This is a genomic window from Paenibacillus sp. PK3_47, assembly GCF_023520895.1.
Classification (GTDB): Bacteria; Bacillota; Bacilli; order Paenibacillales; family Paenibacillaceae; genus Paenibacillus_AQ.
The window spans coordinates 797,851-817,814 of record NZ_CP026029.1; the positions used below are offsets into that span (position 1 = coordinate 797,851).

Genomic DNA, 19,964 nt, shown 5'->3' on the forward strand with positions numbered 1-19,964 from the left:
AATGATCTTAGCATTTCCGGACTGAACAGTCAATAAAAAACTTGAATAAGGTCACTTGATTATTTAAAATAAATGCAGAGCCGGTGAAGTCAATCAAGCATGTGCTAATATAGGCACACAGATTTTTAAATTTTTTTCTAAGACAAAGTCAGCTTTTATAAATAGCAAGTCACCATTACTATCCACCCATTCATACTGTGCTTCCTCAGGAATTTGATCTGGTGTGAAATGAAATTGAATATATTTGGTTTGCTCATTGGCAATGCGATTTAATATCCGATTTAAGTCAACTTCACATTGACTGACTATATCGTATAGATTTAGTGTATGACCTTCTTGTTGGTATACTATAATCGCATCGTCCTCTTGCGAATAATATATGGATTCAGGAAATACTGTTATAGCGTAAAACATAAAGAGCCCCAGGTCATTACTAACAGCAAATTGTTCCGAAATAGGTCTACGGGATAAAACCATTTTTCTCATAAATTCTAAGTCTTCTTTGCTGGAATATTTCAACTTACGTAAGGCAGTATCCGCTTTTGGTGTGGGATGAAATTCAAGTTTGAACTTTGATTCACCAAAGGCTTCAAACCCGAATCTTGGATAAAAATCAAGTACAGTGCGATTAGCAAATAAAAAGAAAATATCACAATCCTGCTCATAAATATTTAGAACATGCCTCATCAATTTTCCAGAAAGTCCTTTCCCCCTAAAATCGGGATGTGTCATAACCGTTCCAATTTGAATCGCTTTTTTAATTACTCCGTTTATTATCAGGTCCATTTTGCTAACGGAAACATTGGCAATCACTACATGATCACTGATGAAAGAGTAGCATATGTAACGATCATCCCAGAATCCTTTCTGATACCATACTTCAAAATTGATGCCAAAAACCAAATTTGCCAGTTGATTAAAACTATCTCTGTAAACTTTATTATTTTTATAATCGTAAATTAGGTTTAGCTCAACATCTATATTTTCATTAGAATACACAAGTATACCTCCTGATATATTTATCTAGATACTATATCTAGTTAATCATGGAAGGTTAAATTATATAAGGTAATTATCAGTTATAACCAAACTAGCCTGTCCGTTAGATGAACAAAAGCAGCCGATAACATGGATCAGCTGCTTTCTAGGTATTATGAACTAAAGTTGCAGTTAGCGTAATACTTAATTCTATATCCAATCCTTGAAGTGATCTGTTACAAATTGAATTTCGCTCTCATAGTGAGCCAAGTGTCCTTCATCAACCATCTTTTGAAAAGCAAGATTTCCTTCGGAGGCACCATTCCTCAATGTATCGCACATAGTAGTCAAACGTTTGATAATCCACTCATGCAGGTCATAAGGCATGGGAGTTCCATACGATTCAAAAAACAAACGAATCCGTCGGCTGCGCTCCATAGCGTGTAGATCTGCTTGGTACCCTATCGTTTTTCCCGATGAATAGTCAGGTGAGAAGCTCGCAAGCGGAACCGATGTATAAATTGAGTACGCAATGTCCCACATACGCGGACCTGGTCCAGCCATGTCAAAATCAATCAGCGCCACAGGAATCCCCTTTTGAAAGACCACATTGTACAACGCAGCGTCATTATGACATATCACTTCGTAATCATGATCATCACTATAACTGAGCTGCCATTTTCCCTTCTCCATGAGAGTAGAGCCTTCAGTCGCATCATGGAAACGGCATAAAAGGCGTGCTAAACCCACAAGTGTTTCATCGGACCACATGTAAGGTTCAAGGTCGGGGTAATCGTTTCCTGGAACTTCCCCTGAAATGAATGTTAATATTTCACGATAAGATTCATCGATTCCCAGAAATCTTGGTGCTCCCTCGAAGTTTTGCTTGTCTAAATGTTTGAGTAGCTGATGAACAGACGGACTCCAATAACCAGTGGGGCGGAGAACAGTATTCTCCTTACGGACAACGAGGTTAACATTTCCGCCCTGTAATACTTCGTCCTGAGTCATTATGCCTTACCCCTCATTTTTTGTTGATATTGCTATTGTAAGCCCCTTAATTGAACGCAAAGCCTCTGCAGGCTTTAAACTTGAATTACATTTTTGTAGAAATCCTCGTCCATAGCGATAGATTCAGCAGAAATCCAAGCATAGTTGAGAATACCAAGCTTCTCGGCAATCTGATAAGCACTTGGGCTCTCCATAGCAAAGATGACTTCGGGATCTTTCGTAAATAGTACTTCCAAGTCAGAAGAATCATTGCCAGCCTCTTCGACTAGTTTTTTGATAATATCCAGGTCGACAAATTCGTCGGAAGCAACACTTACTTCCCCATCATCAAACATATCAACTAATTCCTCTTCATCGAAATCAAAATCCTCGATATCCGTTTCGTCCCAGGAACAGTGGTCTAAATTCATCTCCCAAGATTACGAATGTAGTCCACCGATTGTCATCTTCAAATACAAAACCATGTTCTCCTGCACGGTTAATCAGTTCAATTGCTGTTTCTTGGCTGCCCAACAAATGATAGCTTTGACTAAATTCGCTCATTCGGGTTGCTCCTCAGATTATAGAATATGTAGATAATTCCTTGATTTCATAATAACTGGAGTTTCCTTCCTTCTCAACTATTAAACTACACACTACCACTAGGCAAAAAATGCGACCCATCCCCCGTAAAGGGCAGGCCGCACCTTATTTTCACTTATCCCCTGAGTCTAAATTTATTACTTTTTTGCCTTCTGAGCCTTTGCCGCTTTATCAGCAGCTGCTTGTATCTGAGTTTGAATGGCAGCGGCTGCTTCGTCTACGGTTTGCTTCCCGCTTGCTGCCTTAGTCAGTTCTTCAGATAACATTGACCGAAAATCCAATTCCAAATCTGGTGATTTGTTCATGAGAGCATAACTTGATATAGATGAATCGAAATCAGGCTTTAATTTATAGAACGCATCCAGCTTGTAACCAGAGTACTTCTCAATCATTCGGGACAGAGGAGCACCAATACTATTATTAGAAGTATTCGGTTTATAGTATTCCTTAGCATATTCCTCCCCATTAAAATATTTAATGAAGTCCCAGGCGGCATTTACATTCGATGCGCCTGCTGGAATAGCCAGAATCTCAGAACCAAATACAAACCCTGTTGACTTTTGATCCTTAGAATCTGCAGGGCCGGCAGCCATACCCAGCGTAAACGGTTTATAATCCTTCACATTACTTTTTGCTGATTGCAAGGACTGCAGCTGACTGATAGAAGCTACAATCATAGCGGATCGTCCCATAATGAACGGACTGCTTTCCAGGTAACTTTTGCCCGAAAGACTGATCCTTTCGTCAAGTACCCCGGACTTCGTGGCCTCGACGGACAGGCGGTAGGCATTTTTCCACGCAGCTGTATTCGCAGTAGCCTTAAGCGTATTTGGATCCACGTACGTTAACCCTTCTGTTCTGGCAATATCCATTACCAAGTTGCTGGAACCAAACGAACTCAGGCCCCAGATTCGGGAGTTCTTATCTCCTGTAGCAGGAAATTCACCTGCAAGCTTCAATATTTCCTCCCACGTCATTCCGTCACTTGGTGCTTTAACATTGTATTTTTCAAACAAATCAGCATTATACAAAAGAGCATATGACTCCGCTTTTGGGCTTAACCCATAAAGCTTGCCGCCGCCCAGTTCCTTCAATTCATCAAGCATGCCGGGGTATACTGTTGTCGTGTCATACTCATCCCGCTTAATCAACGGTTCTAAATCTGTCAGCTTTTTCTCTTTGGACAGCTGCTTATAATGGTATGGGGGCAGCATCACAAGATCCGGTGAATACTTTTGGATCGCTGAATTGTAATCCGTAATTGAACCTGTACCTGTAGGTGCAAAGACTTCGATGTCTGTATCCGGGTAGTTCTTGCTAAACTGGTCTCCATACGTCCTATTGAAATCGTCTGCGTTCCAGTACAATACTTTCAAAGTATCTTTCGTACTTGTCTGAATATCTGGATTTGCGGAAACTGGTTTACCTGTGCCAAGACCTGCTGAAGCACCGATTAACATAACACTGAGACTAGTAAGCATGATCTTCTGTAACCTGTTTTTCTTCATAAATAAAACCTCCACTCATTTGTTATTTCAAACGGTTATACGCTTGTATGGACCCCAGTATAGAATAGAAAGCTTATAAGCCAGCTACTGAAATCCTTATTATTTTCTTAAATAAAGCTGAGAAGCGCGGACAATAAAAAGACTCATTCTTAGATAAAAGCTATCTAAAAATGAGTTATTGTATGCCATAAGGGCGTTATCAGCGAATGAATGCTCCTTGGTTATTTCTTCGTTTTTTGTTTTTTCACAGCATCATCAAGGCTCTTTTGAACCTGTGTTTGAATAGAAGCCAGCGCCTTGTCCAGTGTCTTTTTGTTACTGATTACCTGCTTAACTTCACTATTCAAAATAACTGAATACTGTGCATTGTTAAATGGAATTCCTATTGGATTGGTATAGGGTGGTGTTTCCAGGTTTGGTTTTAATTTATAGAAAGCCTCCATGCTAAATCCTTTGAATTCTTTACTATAATCCATTCGTGATAGGGAATAATCTGAAAGCACCTCCGATTTAGATTTAGCAAAATCCGCTCCGTTATAAAATTTGATGAAATCCCAAGCAAGATCTTTATTAGATGAACTGGAGGGAATTGCGAAGATTGAGTCAAGATGAATGTTGCGTGTCATGCTCCGGTTCTTAGGATCGGCAGGACCTGCAGCAATTTTTGCAGTAAACGGTTTGTACTTTGCAATAGCAGATTTATTGGCAGTTACATCCTTTAAAGTATTCATACTAGTCGTACTTACTGTCATAGCCGCTCTTCCCATAAGAAAAGGATCAACATCATATCCACTTTTATTGGAGCCTTCTATCGTATTGGATTTTATTGCAGTGATAGCCATACTATATACTCTTTTCCAAGCCGCTGTATTAATAGTTACTTTCAGTGTATCAGGATTAAACTTGTTTAACCCTTCAGAAGTTGCTATGTCATTTATTAAATAGGTGTAATTATCAAGCGGATAATGAAGTCCCCAGATACGAGTGTCCTTGTTTCCTTTCGTTGGGAATTTTGCGGATAATTTCAGTATTTCTTCCCAGGTCATTCCGTCTTTCGGTAAAGGGACATTATATTTCTTGAATAAGTCTACATTGTAAAAAAGAGATTCGGTGTTGAAACGCGGACTTAGCCCGTAGAGCTTTCCATTCACCTTCAAGGCGTCCAACAATCCGGGATATAGGGTTGCAGTGTTATAATTGTCGCGCTTGATGAACTGTCCCAGTTCTGCTAACTGATTCTCCTTGGATAACTGTTTATATTCCAGGGTGTTCAACATAACAATATCCGGGGATTGCTTGGCAATAAAAGCTTTTAGGTCTGATTTCCCATCCCATTTCACTTCCTGAATCTGAGTATCGGGATATTGCGATTTGAACAAGTTCTCATCGAAATAATACTTGTCTTCGTACAGCACCTTTAGCGTTTTTTTCGTGTTTACCCCGGTGTTTGAATTAGCAGAAGCTTTTTGAACCTGGCTAAAGCCTGCTGAAACAGCCAACACCATAAAGCTCAAACTAACGATTACTGACTTCTTAATAATATTTTTCTTCAAAATAAGAACCTCCACTCATTTTTTTGTTCTGAACTAAGCATAGAAGAGAAAGCTTATCAACCAGCTACCGAAATTCTTATCATTTTCTTAAATATTGCTGGCGTTATTCATTGCATCAGAAATATCGCTTATAATTATTGTTCTACTCTTTAATTTAAGAAGGATACAAGAATCAGGGAGGACCTATGGCGGAAAGTACGATTTTGATGGTGGACGACGAAGCGGAAATTATCCAATTGATGAATATCTATTTCAATAACGAAGGCTACAAGCTCCTGCAAGCGTCCAATGGGCTGGAGGCACTGGAGATTTTGCAGTCCCACCAAGTCGATTTAATTGTCCTTGATCTAATGATGCCCAAGATGGACGGGGTGCAGGCTTGTATGAAAATACGGGAAACGAATCCTATTCCCATCATCATGCTCTCGGCTAAAGGTCAAGATATTGATAAAATATCAGGCCTCAGTATCGGTGCCGACGACTACGTAACCAAACCGTTCAACCCGCTTGAGCTGATTGCACGTATTAAGTCCCAGCTTCGGAGGATGAATCATTTCAACTCCGCTGCGTCTAACACGAACGAAATACATATCGAAAACGTCGTTATTAATATTGCATCCCATGCGGTAACGGTCGATCAGCAGGAGATCAAATTAACCCCCCGCGAGTTTGCGCTTCTTCACATGCTGGCAGTCAATAGAGGAATGGTGCTGAGCATGGACCGCATCTACGAGGAAGTCTGGAACGAGCCCTTTATGGAGTCAAAGAATAGCGTTATGGTTCATATCCGGAAGCTTCGTGAAAAAATAGAAGCTAATCCGCGTGAACCGCGGATAATCAAAACTGTGTGGGGGATTGGTTACAAAATCGAAAGCGATCTAAAAACAAGGGGTGAGTAGGATCCAATTACAGTGGCTGTATACGATTCGTTGGAGATTAATGCTGATTATGGTTGCAAGCCTGCTCTTAACGGGCGCAGCTATTTTCTTCGGGTATTTCATGGCGGGAGAGCTGCAGAAAATCAAATACGCGGCTGCCCCGATCAATTGGAGCATTGAGCATGCCGGATCACTTCGCGTGATGATCATAACCGGCATCCTCCTCTTTCCCATTACGTTCTTTCTTGCCAGTCTCCGTCTGGTTCAGGATTTACGCGAAATCAACGCAGGACTGCAGGAAATATTGTCTGGCCAGTTCGGGCATGTGGTGACGGTAAAGGGCAAGGATGAGTTAAGTGGTGTGGCAGAGAGTGTGAACCAGCTCAGCAGCGAATGGGATCATGATCTGGCGGAAATCACCCGGGGATTGGAGGAGATTGCGGGCGGACAGTTCGGCCATCAAATCCCGGAAATTGCCGGCAGCAAATTGGGCGAGGTCGCGCTCAGTATTAACCGGATGAGTATGCAGTTAAAGCATTCGATAGCGGAGGAACGCAAAGCGGAAAAGACCAAAAATGACTTGATTACCGGTGTATCGCATGACCTTCGTACTCCACTGACCTCGATTCTCGGCTTTCTCGAAGTGGTCGAGAAGGACCGGTATCTGGATGAAGTGGAGATGCGTTATTACATCCGCATCGCGTATGAGAAGTCGTTGTCGCTTCGGCGATTGATCGATGAGCTGTTCGAATATACACGGATCAACAACGGCATGCCTCTGGAACTGAACGAGCTCGATATCGCCGGGTTGATTTGGCAGCTGGAAGAGGAATTCGTACCGATTACGGAGAATGCAGGCATGGAAATCAGACTGAATATGCAAGAAGGAGAATTCAAGATCCGGGCGGACGGGGGACTGCTGGTACGGGCGTACGAAAATATAATCGCCAATGCCATACAGTACGGTAAGGCAGGCAAATATATTGATATCGATATTGCTAAGGATGGAGATGTGCTGGCCGTACGGATTCAAAATTATGGAGATCCCATTCCCGAACGGGATTTGCCTTTTATTTTTGACCGCTTTTACCGGGTAGAGAGCTCCAGGTCGAAGCAGACCGGCGGTACAGGCCTCGGGCTGGCCATCGCAAAAAGCATTATTGAGGTACACGGAGGGAGTATTACTGTACACAGCAGCAGGAAGGCAACCTCGTTTGAGACCCGGTTCCCGATTTCAGGCATCAATCAGGCGCAGGAGGCTGTTCCGGATGAAGTTCATACTGAAATGGACCGGATACCGTCCGTAATCCCCAAACAGGACCTGGCGCCAGAAAAAAGATTATCGTCTAAGAAACGGCGGCTGTTCCAGTCTAAGGTTGCCGCGGTATCGATGATTGTGTTGCTCATCAGTACAGTAATCCTATTCAGCGTTAAGAATTCATTCACTTCCCCGCTCATGGTAAAACTGAATTCCGTCTTCTCTGACCATAGCGATCCAGCGCAGATGACGATAAGCGGAACTAATGAGATGAATTTAATAACAGGTACAACAGACAAAGGCTATACACTTGTCATTCAGCATTACTTGTTTGACGGCCAAAGCCTAATTATACAGTATGCTATGAAACACTCTAACCTGATATCGGAGACGCAGTGGCTAAAACAATCGGTCAAGCCGGCTTTTAAATTGGACTCTTCAACGAGATTGGCCGTTCCCGGCATCGCCACAGATACAGGTGTAACGTTCGCTAAAAACGGCACCATCAATTATTATTTTACCGGACCCCCGCCTCCAGACAAATTCATGTTGAAAGTCAACGTGAAAAGTTTAGAACTGTCTAATGACCAGGATCAGCAGAGTATGCTCTCCGGAGACTGGAGCTTCGAAATTCCTATAGAGAAAAATTATAGAATGAAAGCCAACGGCCAGCGCGAGCCCCTAGCTCAACCCGGATTAATGTAAAATAGTCGATGATAAAAGGACCACACATTTTGGTTATGTCTTTAATTCTTTTTTCTAATCTCTTCTTTTGAGACTATACACCAACCGTTTACTTTAAGTCTCTCTATATAAGTCTCTATGTCGGTCTCTTCCCTTTCTAACTCAAGGGGGGACAGTGACACCCAGCATTCATTTGAAGCATAATTTATTGTTACCTTAACAACTTCATATCCATTATGAAAACCTGGATAGAATCCTGGATCATCTAAAATGTCCCCTTTTACAGGACGAATGTCAGATTCAAATGTTTTTATAACTATTTCTCCGATATTGGTTTCTTTTTGTTCTTTTATAGATGATATAAAAATCAATAAATTTATTTTCATCATAATCCCCTTTTTTACCTTATATGCCCGCCATGTCCTATTGAAGATGAGCCCCCAACCTAGGGTTGATATGGAGGGAGTTCCATTACCTTCAGTTTACCGTCGACTCTTTTAACTGTGTAGGTGAACTTATCAGTGATTATGTCGGACTCCTGTGCCTGGAACAAGGTTCCGTCTTCATGTTGTAACGTAATCACAAATTTATATTCATCCTTGCTTACCTCGGTCTGATCAAGAATTTCTTTAAGGGAGATATTAGGAATCAGCTCCAGATACTGATTGAATATTTTCTGCTCATCTTCAGGATCTGTTTCGGGAGATAAATTCATGAGCCCCTGGTAGCTGCCGCCGTATAGCTCTACCAATTTCTCAGCATCTTTATTGGCGATCGCTTGCATGTATTGCTCCAACGTTTGTTGCACATTCTCATCGGGGCTCATCTTGTCTGAGTTCGCCTCATTATTGCTGCTGCATCCCACAAGGAAGAGAGCACAGATGACGCATGCGAATATCATTTTCTTCATTATTCATTTTCTCCTATCCAGTCAATTTAGTATTTTTCCTTCCACATCTTTAAATCATTCTCCCGGCGGTATTATAAAATATCGGGGCAGATGCCTTTCCATATCACTCAACAGGGTCTCGGCATCCTTTAAATATTCAAAGTAGCCAAAAGGCCCCATTATATTGTAATTCGGATCAGAAACGATGAATTGAACTTGGTTTCCTGACTTCCGGTAGCCCTTAATCAGGGATGAATGCCCCTCTGTATTGTCCGCTTCCCTAAACATGACATACAAGATATTCCCTTTATCTAAATGATCTAACATCTTATCCAAATCCACTGTAGTGTCAAAAGAATCAGTGAACTTCAAGCCATATTGCAGCATTACGTTCTCGGCAACGACATCAGTCCAGCCCACCCCGTTCCATGGATTGTCCCTGCGTAAAGTCTCTGCTGAGGGAATATCCGAAAGCCCTTGATACCTTAATGCCATTTCCACAGTAGCAGGCATGCAGTTCACTTGGCTGTATTCGCCTGTATCCTGCTGGTAAACATGCCATTCATAGGGGCGTTCATTGAGTACAATTGTATCTTCGATGACATTTTGCTCCGATCCCTCGTAGGATTTCATGAGGGTTGCCAATGCAGCCACAACCGAACCATAAGGTGCCTTAGCCTCTTGCAGCTTCAAATCTGCCCGAAGAGCAGCATCATAAACAATAGCCGGCATAAAAGACCAATCGTCCCATCTACCGGTTTTTTCAGGCTCAAAATCCCCGGACTCTGACCAGAAGAATAAATCGCTTGCTTTCCATGCATGGATATCTTCCGTATCCCTGGGCTTGGAGGCCGGAACCGTTTGTATTTCTCCCAATATAGCTTCATAGGCAGATACTAGCATTTCAGCTGCCATAAGCCTGGTAAGTAGCTGATCCGTTCCCGCTTCACCTTCTAATAAATCACCTGACGCATAAGTTCCGGTCTGATTAGAGGTTCTGGTCCAGGTGTGCAGTGCAGTGGCCGTATTGATTCTCCGGAGTAAGTCTCCAGTGGTAGCCGTTGGATCACTTCTGGAATAGAACCGTTTTTGAATAGAATCATGCAGCTTCATAAGCCAATAGGCAACCGATCCATAATCCAAATCGGAGTCCCGTGCACCCACGACCTCAAACTGATTATCGTGTACGCCAATCAAAGTCATTTTCTTAACCGCATCACTCGCTTCATACTTGGGGTTGACATCAGAGATATCAATTTCCGATCCCCATGACTCGTAAGCCTCTACGAGCAAAGTGAAAAATGACTCCAGGCTCATGCTGCTCTCAGGGGCAAATCAGGAAGCACGAGACCTTTTTGTTTTAAATAATCTGCATCCTTTTCAAAAGCTGTTGTCCTTGGAACACCCTTTACCGACTCCGCCTGATTGTCCGGGCTTGGTGTCTGTTCCCTGGGAAAGTTACAAGCAGTGGAACCAAGAACAAGTGCTGTTATACTGATAAAAGTTAGTGCATGTTTGAAATACATAGAAACCTTATACTTCAAAATTCTGCCCTCCGCTTCAATCTTCTAAGTCCATTAGAGTTTATAACATTATTGTATAGTTGATCTTCCTGTCTTGTCGCACGGTTTGGGTGACATTTTTCAAACGGAGGTGACAATTTTATCATAAATGAATTGGGCAGGATAAAGGTCACAAGCTTTTCTGGACTCCGGGCCTCAATCTATAATATAGTACTAAGAATTAAATACATTACAAAAGGGAGAAACGTTCAGCCTATGGAATTTAACATATTTATTGTAGAAGATGATCAGGCCTTATTCGAGGCGCTGCAAGCCGGCCTGGAAGCCTGGGCGTTCCGGGTTACGAAACCGGATGATTTTGATCAGGTAATGCGTTCGTTTCTTGAGCAGCAGCCTCATCTTGTAATCATGGATATTACGCTGCCTAAATTTGACGGTTTCCATTGGTGCAGGGAAATCCGCTCTGTATCGGAAGTACCCATCATTTTCTTATCTTCCCGCGATCATCCGCTAGATATGGTTATGGCGCTTAATATGGGAGCGGATGATTTTGTCCAGAAACCTTTTCACACGAATGTGCTGTATGCCAAAATTCAAGCCATTCTTCGGCGGACATACGCTTATGGGGAAACCCAGGCAGATACAATCGAATGGAACGGTGCTTTGATTGATTTGAAGCGGGGGGTTATCCGGAAATCAGCCGAGGAAGCAGACTTGACCAAAAATGAATTTTTCCTGCTGGTTGCCCTGGTGAAGTCCAACAATTCTGTCATTTCACGTCATGACCTGATTCGTAAGCTATGGGAAGATGAGCAGTTCGTAAATGATAATACGCTTACAGCCAATATCACCCGTCTGCGGCAGAAATTAGAACCGCTTGGGCTTTCAGACGCCATTGTGACAAAGAAAGGGATGGGGTACATGGCAGTGACTTTATAGGAGGCAAAGATACTATGTTCTTCCGCTATATGATTGCAAGAAAGAGCTGGATCCTCTTTTTTATCAGTTTGCTGGGTGTGACTGACCTGCTGATCCTTCTCGATCAGGGAGTTAGTGTTGAACCCGTCTCTTTCATATATTTAAATTCGTTGTACATGATTCTGTTTGTTGTATTTTTCATTTGGCGGTATAGAAAAGAAACCAGGTATCTGGCAGCAGTTGCCAAACTACAGGAAGACATGGCCGCGGACTGGATTGAGAATCTTCCCGAACCTGACAATGAATTAGATAAGATTACGGGCCATGTGTTAAGAGAGGCCTCTTCCCATTTCAAACGTAAGCTTTCTGTGGTGAAGGACGCCCAGCTGATTGAGAATGATTTCATTGCCTCCTGGATTCATGAAATCAAAACGCCTCTTACCGCTATGAAACTGATTATGGCCACACGCCAAAGTGATCCGGATATCCGTAAAATTGAAACCGAATGGCTGCGGATTCACCTGCTGGTAGACCGTCAGCTGTATATGACACGCCTCCCTGCCCTGGAATCGGACTATGTTCTTGAACGGGTATCGGTACAACGTCTTGCGGCAGAAGAAGTCCGGGAACTGGCTCCCTGGTGTATGGAGAAAAACCTGGCAGTCAGTATTGAAGGCGACGATGCCACCGTCGTTACAGACCGTAAATGGTGCCGTTTTATCATCAGGCAGTTATTGACCAATGCCATTAAATACAGTCCTGCAGGCACGTCACTCACGTTCAGGACAAAGGTTACGGAGCAAGAGAATGTCAGGCTTGATTTAATGGACGAGGGCCCGGGTATACAGCCTCATGACCTTCCGCGTATATTTGACAAAGGTTTTACCGGCGGGAATGGAAGGATTCATAATGCTTCTACCGGCCTAGGCCTCTATCTTGCCCAAACCGCTGCCGCCAAAATTGGAATTACGCTTCAAGTCCATTCCAGCCAGGCACAAGGTACGACAATGCGGATGACTTTTACAGATTCTAATGCATTCGAGACCGTCAGGAGAGGACAAGCAGACCATATCCCGTTATGAACAGCCAAGAGCGTCTTGGCTGTTTTTTTGTTAACCTGACAAATTCGTCACCTGCCGCTGCAACTCGTCACCAGAAACGTGCGACACCCGGGATATATACGCGTAAACTTAACCTATAATCAACTTTGGGAGGTTCACTATGAATGAAATGAAAGAACAAGATACAGTATTGCACGCCCGGAATGTTCACAAAGCATATGGCTCAAGGGGCAGTTCCCAGCATGTTCTGAAAGGCATTGATTTACGCGTTCTGCGTAAAGAATTCGTCGGTATCATGGGTCCCTCCGGTTCCGGCAAGACCACTTTGCTAAACGTGCTTGCGACGATTGACCGGACCACTGACGGTACGATCCTCATCGATAATGAAGATATATCCGCCATGAACAGCGCTGCCCTTTCCGCGTTCCGCCGCAACAAGCTTGGCTTCATCTTTCAGGATTACAATCTTCTGGATACGTTGACGGTAAAAGAAAATATCCTTCTGCCGGTATCCCTCAGCAAGCTGAGTAAAAAACAGGCAGAGAGAGAGTTTGCAGCGATTGCAAATGTACTGGGCATTAAGGAATTGTCGGAGAAATATCCCTTTGAAATATCAGGGGGGCAAAAACAGCGCACTGCAGCCGGACGGGCTCTGATCCATAAGCCTTCGATCATCTTTGCAGACGAACCGACGGGGGCGCTGGATTCCAAATCCGCTTCATCGCTGTTGTCCGTAATGGACGAGGTGAACCGGACAAGAGAGGTCACGATTATTATGGTCACACACGATCCGGTCGCTTCCAGCTATTGTAACCGCGTGGTCTTTCTGAAAGACGGAAAAATATATTCCGAATTGTACCGGGGGGAGAAATCCAGACAGTCGTTCTTCAAGGAAATTATTGATGTGCAGGCTGTATTAGGGGGCGATAATATTGACGGTATTTGATCTGGCACTGCGCAGTATGCGGCAAAATGTGAAGCATTACTATCTGTATTTCTTCGCCCTGATTTTCAGCATGAGCCTGTTCTTCGTCTTTGCATCACTTAAATATGATCAGCAGGTACAGAATATGCTGGATTCAAGTGTGAATTTCACGACAGCCTTTCAATCTGCAGCAGTCCTGCTTGTTGTCATTATAGGCATTTTCGCGGTTTCTTCTAACAGCATTTTCTTACGCAGACGCAGCCGGGAAATCGGATTGTACCAGCTGATAGGCCTTTCCAAAGGCTGGATTATCCGTTATTTACTCCTTGAAAATATTTTGCTGGGATTAGGCGCTTTAATCGCAGGAGTTCTGTCCGGAGCGCTGGTGTCCCGTCTGTTTGTCCTGATATTAATGAAGCTGCTCAACCTGGACGGCTTGCCTTCAATCCATTTTTCTGTCCCGGCAGCCTTAGAAACGGCAGCAGTGTTTATTCTTATCATCTTTATTACTTCCCTTCAGATGATAGTTATGATCAACCGCAGAACTCTGCTCGGCTTATTCCAGGCAGATAAGCAGCCTGATCTTGTCAGCAAGCGGCCCTCTATTCTTACGGCTATAATAGCCTTGCTCGGTATTATAATGACCGGCTATGGCTATGAGTTATCTGGACGCATGATAAATGAGCAGCTGGGTGTGAATGCGCTTCTGGTCATGGCCTCTACCATAACAGGAACTTATATCTTATTCCGGGTGACGATCCGATGGTGTCTGTACTGGTTCCGCAAACGTAAAAACGGACATTTAGGCCTGTACAACAGCCTTTCGCTTGCCCCGCTGATGCACCGGATGAAGGCCAATGCCAACTCGCTCACATTGATTACTGTACTCTCAGCGTTAACCCTTACACTGGTTACCATGGCGTATTCTGTCTATTACTCTGTTGAGCAAGCCACCCGTGATGAATACCCTTATGATTTCGCAATGGAGAATAACCGGCAGGATGCAGCTGCATTTAGAGCCGAGCTGGAGAGCAAAGGCATTCATTATAATCACTATACCATCGATACGTTCCGGGCTAATGGTGTTGTCCTGGATCCGTTGACAACATCCGGATATAGAGAAGGCATCATCTTATGGCTTCCGGCTGAACAGCTGCAGCAATCCGGCAGAGATGTCCCTGTACCTGACTATGGCGAGGCAATAGAATATAATGCTTCTGCGCTAAGTTTATATGATGACATTGATCTCTCGAAACGTTATCCGACCATGATTGAACTGCGCGCCAATAAACAGACCAAGAGTTATCCGCTGAATGAAATCATCCTGGAAAATATCGTGAATCCCGGAACCTCAGGCAGACAAATCGTAGTGTCCGAGGCAACCCTGGAAGAAGTGGAGCGGAGAATGTCCGGTACGGATGATTTTGAACGGGTGCAGATCGATACCTTTCAGGTTCCGGACCAGAAGGAGCTCGAGCTTGCTTCCTCCCTCTACCAGAAATACAAGACGGATGATTTTTATTCGGCAGACTACTATTCCCGCTACAGAAGCCTGCTTGAACAATCCGGATTATTGATCTTTATTGCTGCCTTTCTGGGACTTGCTTTTCTTGCCTCCACCGGCAGTATTCTGTACTTCAAGCAGATGAGTGAAGCCGAGCAGGAGAAACAGAGTTTCAGAACACTGCGCCAGCTGGGTTTTGATGAAAAGATGATCATGAAAGGCGTTTTGCGCAAGCAGATGCTGGTGTTCCTGCTCCCGCTGTTCATCGGAATCGTACATTCCATTTATGCAGTCAAGGCGAGTTACTATATAACTCTTGCCGACGATACGATCCCTGCGGTGATTGCGATGGGAGCTTACGCCGCCATTTACTTTATGTTCGCTTTCTTCACCCTTGGGTATTACAAAAAAATCGTTAAAAACGCCATGTTATAAGCAACTACTACTGGAGGTAATCAATCATGAAAAAAACTGTAATTTATATTCTGGCCGCACTGGTTGTGTGCTTGGTCCTGTATTTAACATTCAAACGGGAATTTGACCAGTTCAACCCGTTGTATAAGGAACAATATGTATACGCAGTAATCAATGAACCCGCCAAGAAGGAAGGTAAAAATGAATGGGTCCGTTACAGATATAATCTGACAGGTTACACAGGAGAGGGAAAAAAGACAAAGGTCACCTTCTCTTCGAGCAATGAACAGAAACCGGAAAGCTACGTCAAGGTGCTTGCTAAGGGAGCCTACACGAAAGAATGGGCTGTAATCGAAGAGCAAGTGATTCCGGCGAAAGTCTTAAACCAGCTGACTTCCCAGTGACGCATCCTGCCTGTTAATTGAACAAAGGCAGCTGACCATATTGATCAACTGCCCGATGGTATGGGGATAGCCGGCCGGCATTACAGAATTACCGCTGTATCAGCTGTTTCGCACTGCCTTTATAATAATTATGATAAAACAGGTTCTGGGAGCGATCGGCCAGCTCCAGGAGCAGATTGGCCTTGAGTGTGTATGCCTCGTCTGATTTCCCGGAATCCCCGATCAGTAGATCAACAATATGCAGGGCAAGCTGCAGCTCACCTTTGGCCTGTAAATCCCCGGCTTTGGCCAGAATCTTGTCCTCATCGCCGATTAGATCCAGCACTGCTTGTCTTACCTGTTCCTGAGGCGCGGGTGCCAAATGGGTAGGATTTCCGTTATACCACCCTGTATAGCGGCGGTAGATTCCGCGGATGACAAATTCACGGGGCCCGCATACCTGCCGCAAAAAAGGACTTTGTTCCAAATGCTCCGGCAGCCGGATATTTAGTATAGCCGTCTCTTCGGATGACCCTTTGTTAATATGGATGACGGTTTGCTCCTCGAGGAACCGGAGGGCATCCGAAGTATCACGAAGCGCTTTATGGATGATCTCCGGCTCCGTCAGGCTTGGCCCGTGTCCGGGAGCAATGATCCGCGGCTGCCAGGAGAGCACCCGGTCCAATGTCTCATACCATTCCCGTGCATAACGAAGGACCTTATTCGGGTTCCCTACGTTAGGAAACGTCCAAATGATGAAATCTCCGATGTATACCACTCTGTCCTCAGGGATATAGACAATGGTGGCCCAGGCATCCACCTTTCCGCCCTGAAATGCAGAATGGGCTTCAGGTAATGGCAAATTAACGATTTTCAAATCCTTTTCCTTGAGTCCGTTCTTTGCCAGCACTTTGACGAGAAATACATGGGAAGTGGTTCCTTTAGCCAGTGCAACGGTTTTACCCTTCAGGTCTTTTATGGTTTTGATTCCGCTATTCGGGCTAACAAGGATGGAATTCAACCGGACTCCGTCGCTGACGAGGCCAATACTGGAAAAAGGCATTCCGGCTGATAATCCCTGCAACGCGGCTCCGTCGCCAAAACGGAAATATCGACTCTTTTGGCGGCGAGTGATTCGAGAATCGGGGGACCGCCGACGAATTCACTCCAGGTTACCGTTAATCGCGCTATTTACTTTCAGCTCTTTTTTAGCTGAAGCTGCCTCGGGTGCTGAATGTGGAGCAATGACGGCTGCAATCAGCGTAATAGCCGCAACAATACGAAATAGGGATGCTCTAAATCCTTTTTTGAATCCCATTCTATCATCCTTCCTTACTCTTTTATAAGTTTTCTTATATGTATAGTATGTTTTACCTGTAAAAAAACAACAACCGGGCAAATCAAAGGGGCGCTTTGATTCATACAAAACAGTACTTCCGCAGGTAGCGGGGATAGCTGTTTGCATTCGATTGTTGATGGGTTCTCATTTCCGTTGGACCGGTGGATGAATGCGGTGCATGGATTTTCCACAAAATGATTCATGAGTCAGTTTGTTGAACTGATTGTAATCTGACAAGATCCTCCTGTCAATTCCTATAATTCTTCCCGGTATTATTTTGTTATTGAACAGAAACCCCGAACGTCGTGCCGGCATCACCGGCGAAAACTATGGATCCCCCCAACGGCAGTACGACCGGCTCCTTGCTGCCGATGACACTGAAGTAGAGGCATGTTCCTTTTGTATCATAAACAGCAAAGGAAGCGTTCGGAGGCCTATTAACCTTAATGACCTTGCCCTCGTCTTTCTCGCTTATCGTATACCAACTGGCGTACCCGCTGGGCGGAACCGTAACCGTTGATTTTCGAGAGAAGTCAAAAGGCTTCACCGCGTCCTCGTTCACCAGGATGATTCCATCATAATTCAAGTACTCTGCCCCGTCTTGTGTAAAGAACGTAAGACCTGTGAGATCCCGTCCGCTGATTCCCGGGATTTGCAATTCGGAGACGGCTGAATTCGGGCCGGTTATCCGTTTATCCAACACATAGCCCGGCAATTTATCCGACAGATTCAAATCGGTGGGAGGCAATGCTAAATAAAGAAGCGACGTATATTTCTCAGTCAGCAGATAATACTTCTTCCCGTCGCGCTGCATCCATACCTTCTTGGTCTCTGCCGGAAGGTCCTGGGGCTGGAGCTTTTCGGCACTGTACATGGATATAGCTATCTGTCCCAGGCCCGGCACTACAGCGTATTGACGAAGCCATACGTAGATGCGGTCGTTCTCCTCCTCCACGAAGCTGATCATCGTATTCCCGTCAAAACTCCGGAATGTACCGTCTTCCGAATACATATAGACCTGGGCAGAGTTAGCGGTTGGCTGTTCCGGAGTAATAGTCAGAACGCCACTGGATATATTAATGCTCATCGTTGAACCCGTTGCGCCATAGATTCCCGAATACTGCAGCATGGACTCCGGCATATCAGCCTTTACCGGCGCACCGTATGATTTCTCAGGCTTAAATTCAGCTATGGTCCCTTTTTCCTTCAGCGCCTGAAGCAGAATTTCGTTCGCCAGAAGCTGACCGTATGTGCTGTTTCCGCCGGAGGTGACTACAGCTGCCGCCATTGCCTGTTCGGGAAGCACAACGAGCGCTGTGTGATAGAAAGACGTGTCCCCGCCTTTGGCCAGTGCCTGTATGCCGTATTCGCTAAAGGGATACAGATTGACGCTGTCCCAGCCCAGACCGTAACCCATGGAGCTGTCCGCATCGTCAGGCCATAACGGTGTCTTGTATTCGTCCTGCATCGTGGCCGCAGCCGCTTTGCCGGACAAGAGTTCTTCCGCTTCCCCCGTGAAAATTTGCGAGAATCGGGCCAAATCCTCGGCTGTGGAATATATGCCTCCCGTTCCGATCACATTGACCGTCTCGCCTGGAAGTTGGCCTGCATATGCAGGATAATAGAGCCCCGCCATTTTTGCTGTGTCCGGAGCATCGAGCGGTGTCTTCGTATTGGCCATACCTAATGGTTCCGTAATATATCGATGGATATAAGAGGTAAAGTCCATGCCGCTGACCTGCTCGACCAGAATCTCTGCCAGCGTAAATCCGTCATTACAGTAGACTGAATAAGCTCCCGGGTCCGCCTTTAAGGTCTGACCGGCCAGCTGCTCCAGCAGTGTGTCGTGGGCATAGGTGTCGTTATCTTCAAATAAATAGACGTTCGTAAAAGAGGTTCCCTTCAGCCCGGATGAATGATTGAGCAGCATGCGCGGGGTAATTTGTCTGTAGCGCTCATCCTTCATCATAAACCCGGGGATGTACTGGACGACCGGTGTATCCAGAGCGATTTCCCCTTGATCAGCCAGCTGCATAACGGCAACTGTGGTAAACATCTTACTTATCGAGCCGCTTCCGTACAACGTGTCTTTTGTAAGCGGCGTCCGTCCCTGCTCATCATTTTTGCCGGATTGGCCGGATACTGCGAGGTTGCCATGATCGATAAGGGCGTATTGCACGCTGTTTGTACCGTAAGCTTTTGTAAGGAGATCCGCTTTCTCATTTGCAGCTTTGATGGTTAATTCGTAGGCTGACCCGGCTTCATTAGAAAGTGAGTCCACTTCCGCCGTTGACGAGGTTACCGGAGCAGCACTTCCCCCGATCACTTCAGAGCTATTCTGTTCCTCTGCTGTATTCTGCATCTCAGCCACCGGTGCGTTGTCATTGCAAGCACTTAACAGCAGGAGCAGACACCAAGTCAGCACAGTTACAGTTGTCCATCGCCTTTTTATCATTTGAACTCCCCCTTCTGAATCCATAATCACTGCAGCGGCTCCGGCTGTTTTTTTTGACATGCCGTATCCCCACATCCTGTTGGATTTATCTCTTATGCATT

19 protein-coding genes are annotated in these 19,964 nt (G+C 44.7%); 7 read left to right on the plus strand and 12 right to left on the minus strand.

All coding sequences use genetic code 11. The features are described from left to right. Window positions 1–93: 93 nt before the first annotated feature. The 5 genes from C2I18_RS03745 to C2I18_RS03765 form a co-directional block, all read right to left on the minus strand. Window positions 94–999 carry a GNAT family N-acetyltransferase gene (locus tag C2I18_RS03745; protein ID WP_249899952.1) on the minus strand — a complete coding sequence of 302 codons (906 nt, stop codon included), beginning with the start codon at window positions 997–999 and terminating at the stop codon, window positions 94–96. 189 nt (window positions 1,000–1,188) lie between these two features. Next, window positions 1,189–1,989, minus strand: coding sequence for an aminoglycoside phosphotransferase family protein (locus tag C2I18_RS03750; protein WP_249899953.1), 801 nt, complete (start codon window positions 1,987–1,989; stop codon window positions 1,189–1,191). A gap of 74 nt (window positions 1,990–2,063) precedes the next feature. Beyond that, window positions 2,064–2,399 carry a hypothetical protein gene (locus tag C2I18_RS03755; protein ID WP_249899954.1) on the minus strand — a complete coding sequence of 112 codons (336 nt, stop codon included), beginning with the start codon at window positions 2,397–2,399 and terminating at the stop codon, window positions 2,064–2,066. Between the two features lie 309 nt (window positions 2,400–2,708). Continuing rightward, complete coding sequence (locus tag C2I18_RS03760) at window positions 2,709–4,079, minus strand: ABC transporter substrate-binding protein (RefSeq protein WP_249899955.1); 1,371 nt, start codon at window positions 4,077–4,079, stop codon at window positions 2,709–2,711. Window positions 4,080–4,300: 221 nt separating this feature from the next. Beyond that, entirely contained in the window at window positions 4,301–5,632 is a 1,332-nt protein-coding gene (locus tag C2I18_RS03765) for an ABC transporter substrate-binding protein (protein WP_249899956.1), read from the minus strand. 185 nt (window positions 5,633–5,817) lie between these two features. Between C2I18_RS03765 and C2I18_RS03770 the strand changes: the two genes are divergently transcribed. Both C2I18_RS03770 and C2I18_RS29700 read left to right on the plus strand, forming a co-directional pair. Next, window positions 5,818–6,531, plus strand: coding sequence for a response regulator transcription factor (locus tag C2I18_RS03770; protein ID WP_249899957.1), 714 nt, complete (start codon window positions 5,818–5,820; stop codon window positions 6,529–6,531). Between the two features lie 40 nt (window positions 6,532–6,571). Next, window positions 6,572–8,473 carry an ATP-binding protein gene (locus tag C2I18_RS29700; RefSeq protein WP_342760330.1) on the plus strand — a complete coding sequence of 634 codons (1,902 nt, stop codon included), beginning with the start codon at window positions 6,572–6,574 and terminating at the stop codon, window positions 8,471–8,473. 41 nt (window positions 8,474–8,514) lie between these two features. Here C2I18_RS29700 and C2I18_RS03780 read toward each other — a convergent pair whose 3' ends face one another. The 4 genes from C2I18_RS03780 to C2I18_RS03795 are packed head-to-tail and all read right to left on the minus strand — an operon-like array spanning window position 8,515 to window position 10,885. Continuing rightward, the gene (locus C2I18_RS03780) at window positions 8,515–8,841 is read right to left on the minus strand and encodes a hypothetical protein (protein ID WP_249899958.1); all 327 of its coding nucleotides are present in this window, start codon (window positions 8,839–8,841) and stop codon (window positions 8,515–8,517) included. A 56-nt stretch (window positions 8,842–8,897) separates the two neighbouring features. Continuing rightward, window positions 8,898–9,362 carry a hypothetical protein gene (locus C2I18_RS03785; protein ID WP_249899959.1) on the minus strand — a complete coding sequence of 155 codons (465 nt, stop codon included), beginning with the start codon at window positions 9,360–9,362 and terminating at the stop codon, window positions 8,898–8,900. Window positions 9,363–9,416: 54 nt separating this feature from the next. After that, a complete protein-coding gene (locus C2I18_RS03790; RefSeq protein WP_249899960.1) occupies window positions 9,417–10,658 on the minus strand; it encodes a C39 family peptidase in 1,242 nt (413 codons plus the stop codon). Beyond that, window positions 10,655–10,885 carry a hypothetical protein gene (locus C2I18_RS03795; RefSeq protein ID WP_249899961.1) on the minus strand — a complete coding sequence of 77 codons (231 nt, stop codon included), beginning with the start codon at window positions 10,883–10,885 and terminating at the stop codon, window positions 10,655–10,657. Before C2I18_RS03795 ends, C2I18_RS03790 begins: the two co-directional genes overlap by 4 nt. A gap of 234 nt (window positions 10,886–11,119) precedes the next feature. Between C2I18_RS03795 and C2I18_RS03800 the strand changes: the two genes are divergently transcribed. From C2I18_RS03800 to C2I18_RS03820, 5 genes are all read left to right on the plus strand, one after another. After that, the gene (locus C2I18_RS03800; RefSeq protein WP_249899962.1) at window positions 11,120–11,803 is read left to right on the plus strand and encodes a response regulator transcription factor; all 684 of its coding nucleotides are present in this window, start codon (window positions 11,120–11,122) and stop codon (window positions 11,801–11,803) included. Window positions 11,804–11,817: 14 nt separating this feature from the next. Continuing rightward, window positions 11,818–12,864 (plus strand): sensor histidine kinase, encoded by a 1,047-nt coding sequence (locus tag C2I18_RS03805; protein ID WP_249899963.1) that lies wholly within the window; start codon window positions 11,818–11,820, stop codon window positions 12,862–12,864. Between the two features lie 139 nt (window positions 12,865–13,003). Further along, window positions 13,004–13,789, plus strand: coding sequence for an ABC transporter ATP-binding protein (locus C2I18_RS03810; RefSeq protein ID WP_275100959.1), 786 nt, complete (start codon window positions 13,004–13,006; stop codon window positions 13,787–13,789). Further along, the gene (locus C2I18_RS03815) at window positions 13,776–15,707 is read left to right on the plus strand and encodes an ABC transporter permease (RefSeq protein ID WP_249899964.1); all 1,932 of its coding nucleotides are present in this window, start codon (window positions 13,776–13,778) and stop codon (window positions 15,705–15,707) included. The genes C2I18_RS03810 and C2I18_RS03815 overlap by 14 nt, the downstream gene beginning before the upstream one ends. 26 nt (window positions 15,708–15,733) lie before the next feature. Further along, the gene (locus C2I18_RS03820; RefSeq protein WP_249899965.1) at window positions 15,734–16,090 is read left to right on the plus strand and encodes a YxeA family protein; all 357 of its coding nucleotides are present in this window, start codon (window positions 15,734–15,736) and stop codon (window positions 16,088–16,090) included. A gap of 88 nt (window positions 16,091–16,178) precedes the next feature. Here C2I18_RS03820 and C2I18_RS03825 read toward each other — a convergent pair whose 3' ends face one another. From C2I18_RS03825 to C2I18_RS03835, 3 genes are all read right to left on the minus strand, one after another. Continuing rightward, window positions 16,179–17,153: an alkyl sulfatase dimerization domain-containing protein gene (locus tag C2I18_RS03825; RefSeq protein WP_249899966.1), complete on the minus strand. Its 975-nt coding sequence runs from the start codon at window positions 17,151–17,153 to the stop codon at window positions 16,179–16,181. Window positions 17,154–17,231: 78 nt separating this feature from the next. Then, on the minus strand, window positions 17,232–17,534 hold the full coding sequence (locus C2I18_RS03830) for a hypothetical protein (protein ID WP_249899967.1): 303 nt from the start codon (window positions 17,532–17,534) through the stop codon (window positions 17,232–17,234). Between the two features lie 154 nt (window positions 17,535–17,688). After that, window positions 17,689–19,863 carry a serine hydrolase domain-containing protein gene (locus C2I18_RS03835; RefSeq protein WP_249899968.1) on the minus strand — a complete coding sequence of 725 codons (2,175 nt, stop codon included), beginning with the start codon at window positions 19,861–19,863 and terminating at the stop codon, window positions 17,689–17,691. Between the last annotated feature and the right edge of the window lie 101 nt (window positions 19,864–19,964).

Excerpts from the sequence above, each read along its gene's own strand:
- C2I18_RS03830 (WP_249899967.1), bottom strand. The coding sequence starts at position 17,534 with ATGCAAACAGCTATCCCCGCTACCTGCGGAAGTACTGTTTTGTATGAA.
- C2I18_RS03760 (WP_249899955.1), bottom strand. The coding sequence starts at position 4,079 with ATGAAGAAAAACAGGTTACAGAAGATCATGCTTACTAGTCTCAGTGTT.
- C2I18_RS03810 (WP_275100959.1), top strand. The coding sequence starts at position 13,004 with ATGAATGAAATGAAAGAACAAGATACAGTATTGCACGCCCGGAATGTT.
- C2I18_RS03785 (WP_249899959.1), bottom strand. The coding sequence starts at position 9,362 with ATGAAGAAAATGATATTCGCATGCGTCATCTGTGCTCTCTTCCTTGTG.
- C2I18_RS29700 (WP_342760330.1), top strand. The coding sequence starts at position 6,572 with ATGCTGATTATGGTTGCAAGCCTGCTCTTAACGGGCGCAGCTATTTTC.
- C2I18_RS03835 (WP_249899968.1), bottom strand. The coding sequence starts at position 19,863 with ATGATAAAAAGGCGATGGACAACTGTAACTGTGCTGACTTGGTGTCTG.
- C2I18_RS03805 (WP_249899963.1), top strand. The coding sequence starts at position 11,818 with ATGTTCTTCCGCTATATGATTGCAAGAAAGAGCTGGATCCTCTTTTTT.
- C2I18_RS03755 (WP_249899954.1), bottom strand. The coding sequence starts at position 2,399 with ATGAATTTAGACCACTGTTCCTGGGACGAAACGGATATCGAGGATTTT.
- C2I18_RS03800 (WP_249899962.1), top strand. The coding sequence starts at position 11,120 with ATGGAATTTAACATATTTATTGTAGAAGATGATCAGGCCTTATTCGAG.
- C2I18_RS03790 (WP_249899960.1), bottom strand. The coding sequence starts at position 10,658 with ATGAGCCTGGAGTCATTTTTCACTTTGCTCGTAGAGGCTTACGAGTCA.
- C2I18_RS03750 (WP_249899953.1), bottom strand. The coding sequence starts at position 1,989 with ATGACTCAGGACGAAGTATTACAGGGCGGAAATGTTAACCTCGTTGTC.
- C2I18_RS03780 (WP_249899958.1), bottom strand. The coding sequence starts at position 8,841 with ATGATGAAAATAAATTTATTGATTTTTATATCATCTATAAAAGAACAA.
- C2I18_RS03770 (WP_249899957.1), top strand. The coding sequence starts at position 5,818 with ATGGCGGAAAGTACGATTTTGATGGTGGACGACGAAGCGGAAATTATC.
- C2I18_RS03820 (WP_249899965.1), top strand. The coding sequence starts at position 15,734 with ATGAAAAAAACTGTAATTTATATTCTGGCCGCACTGGTTGTGTGCTTG.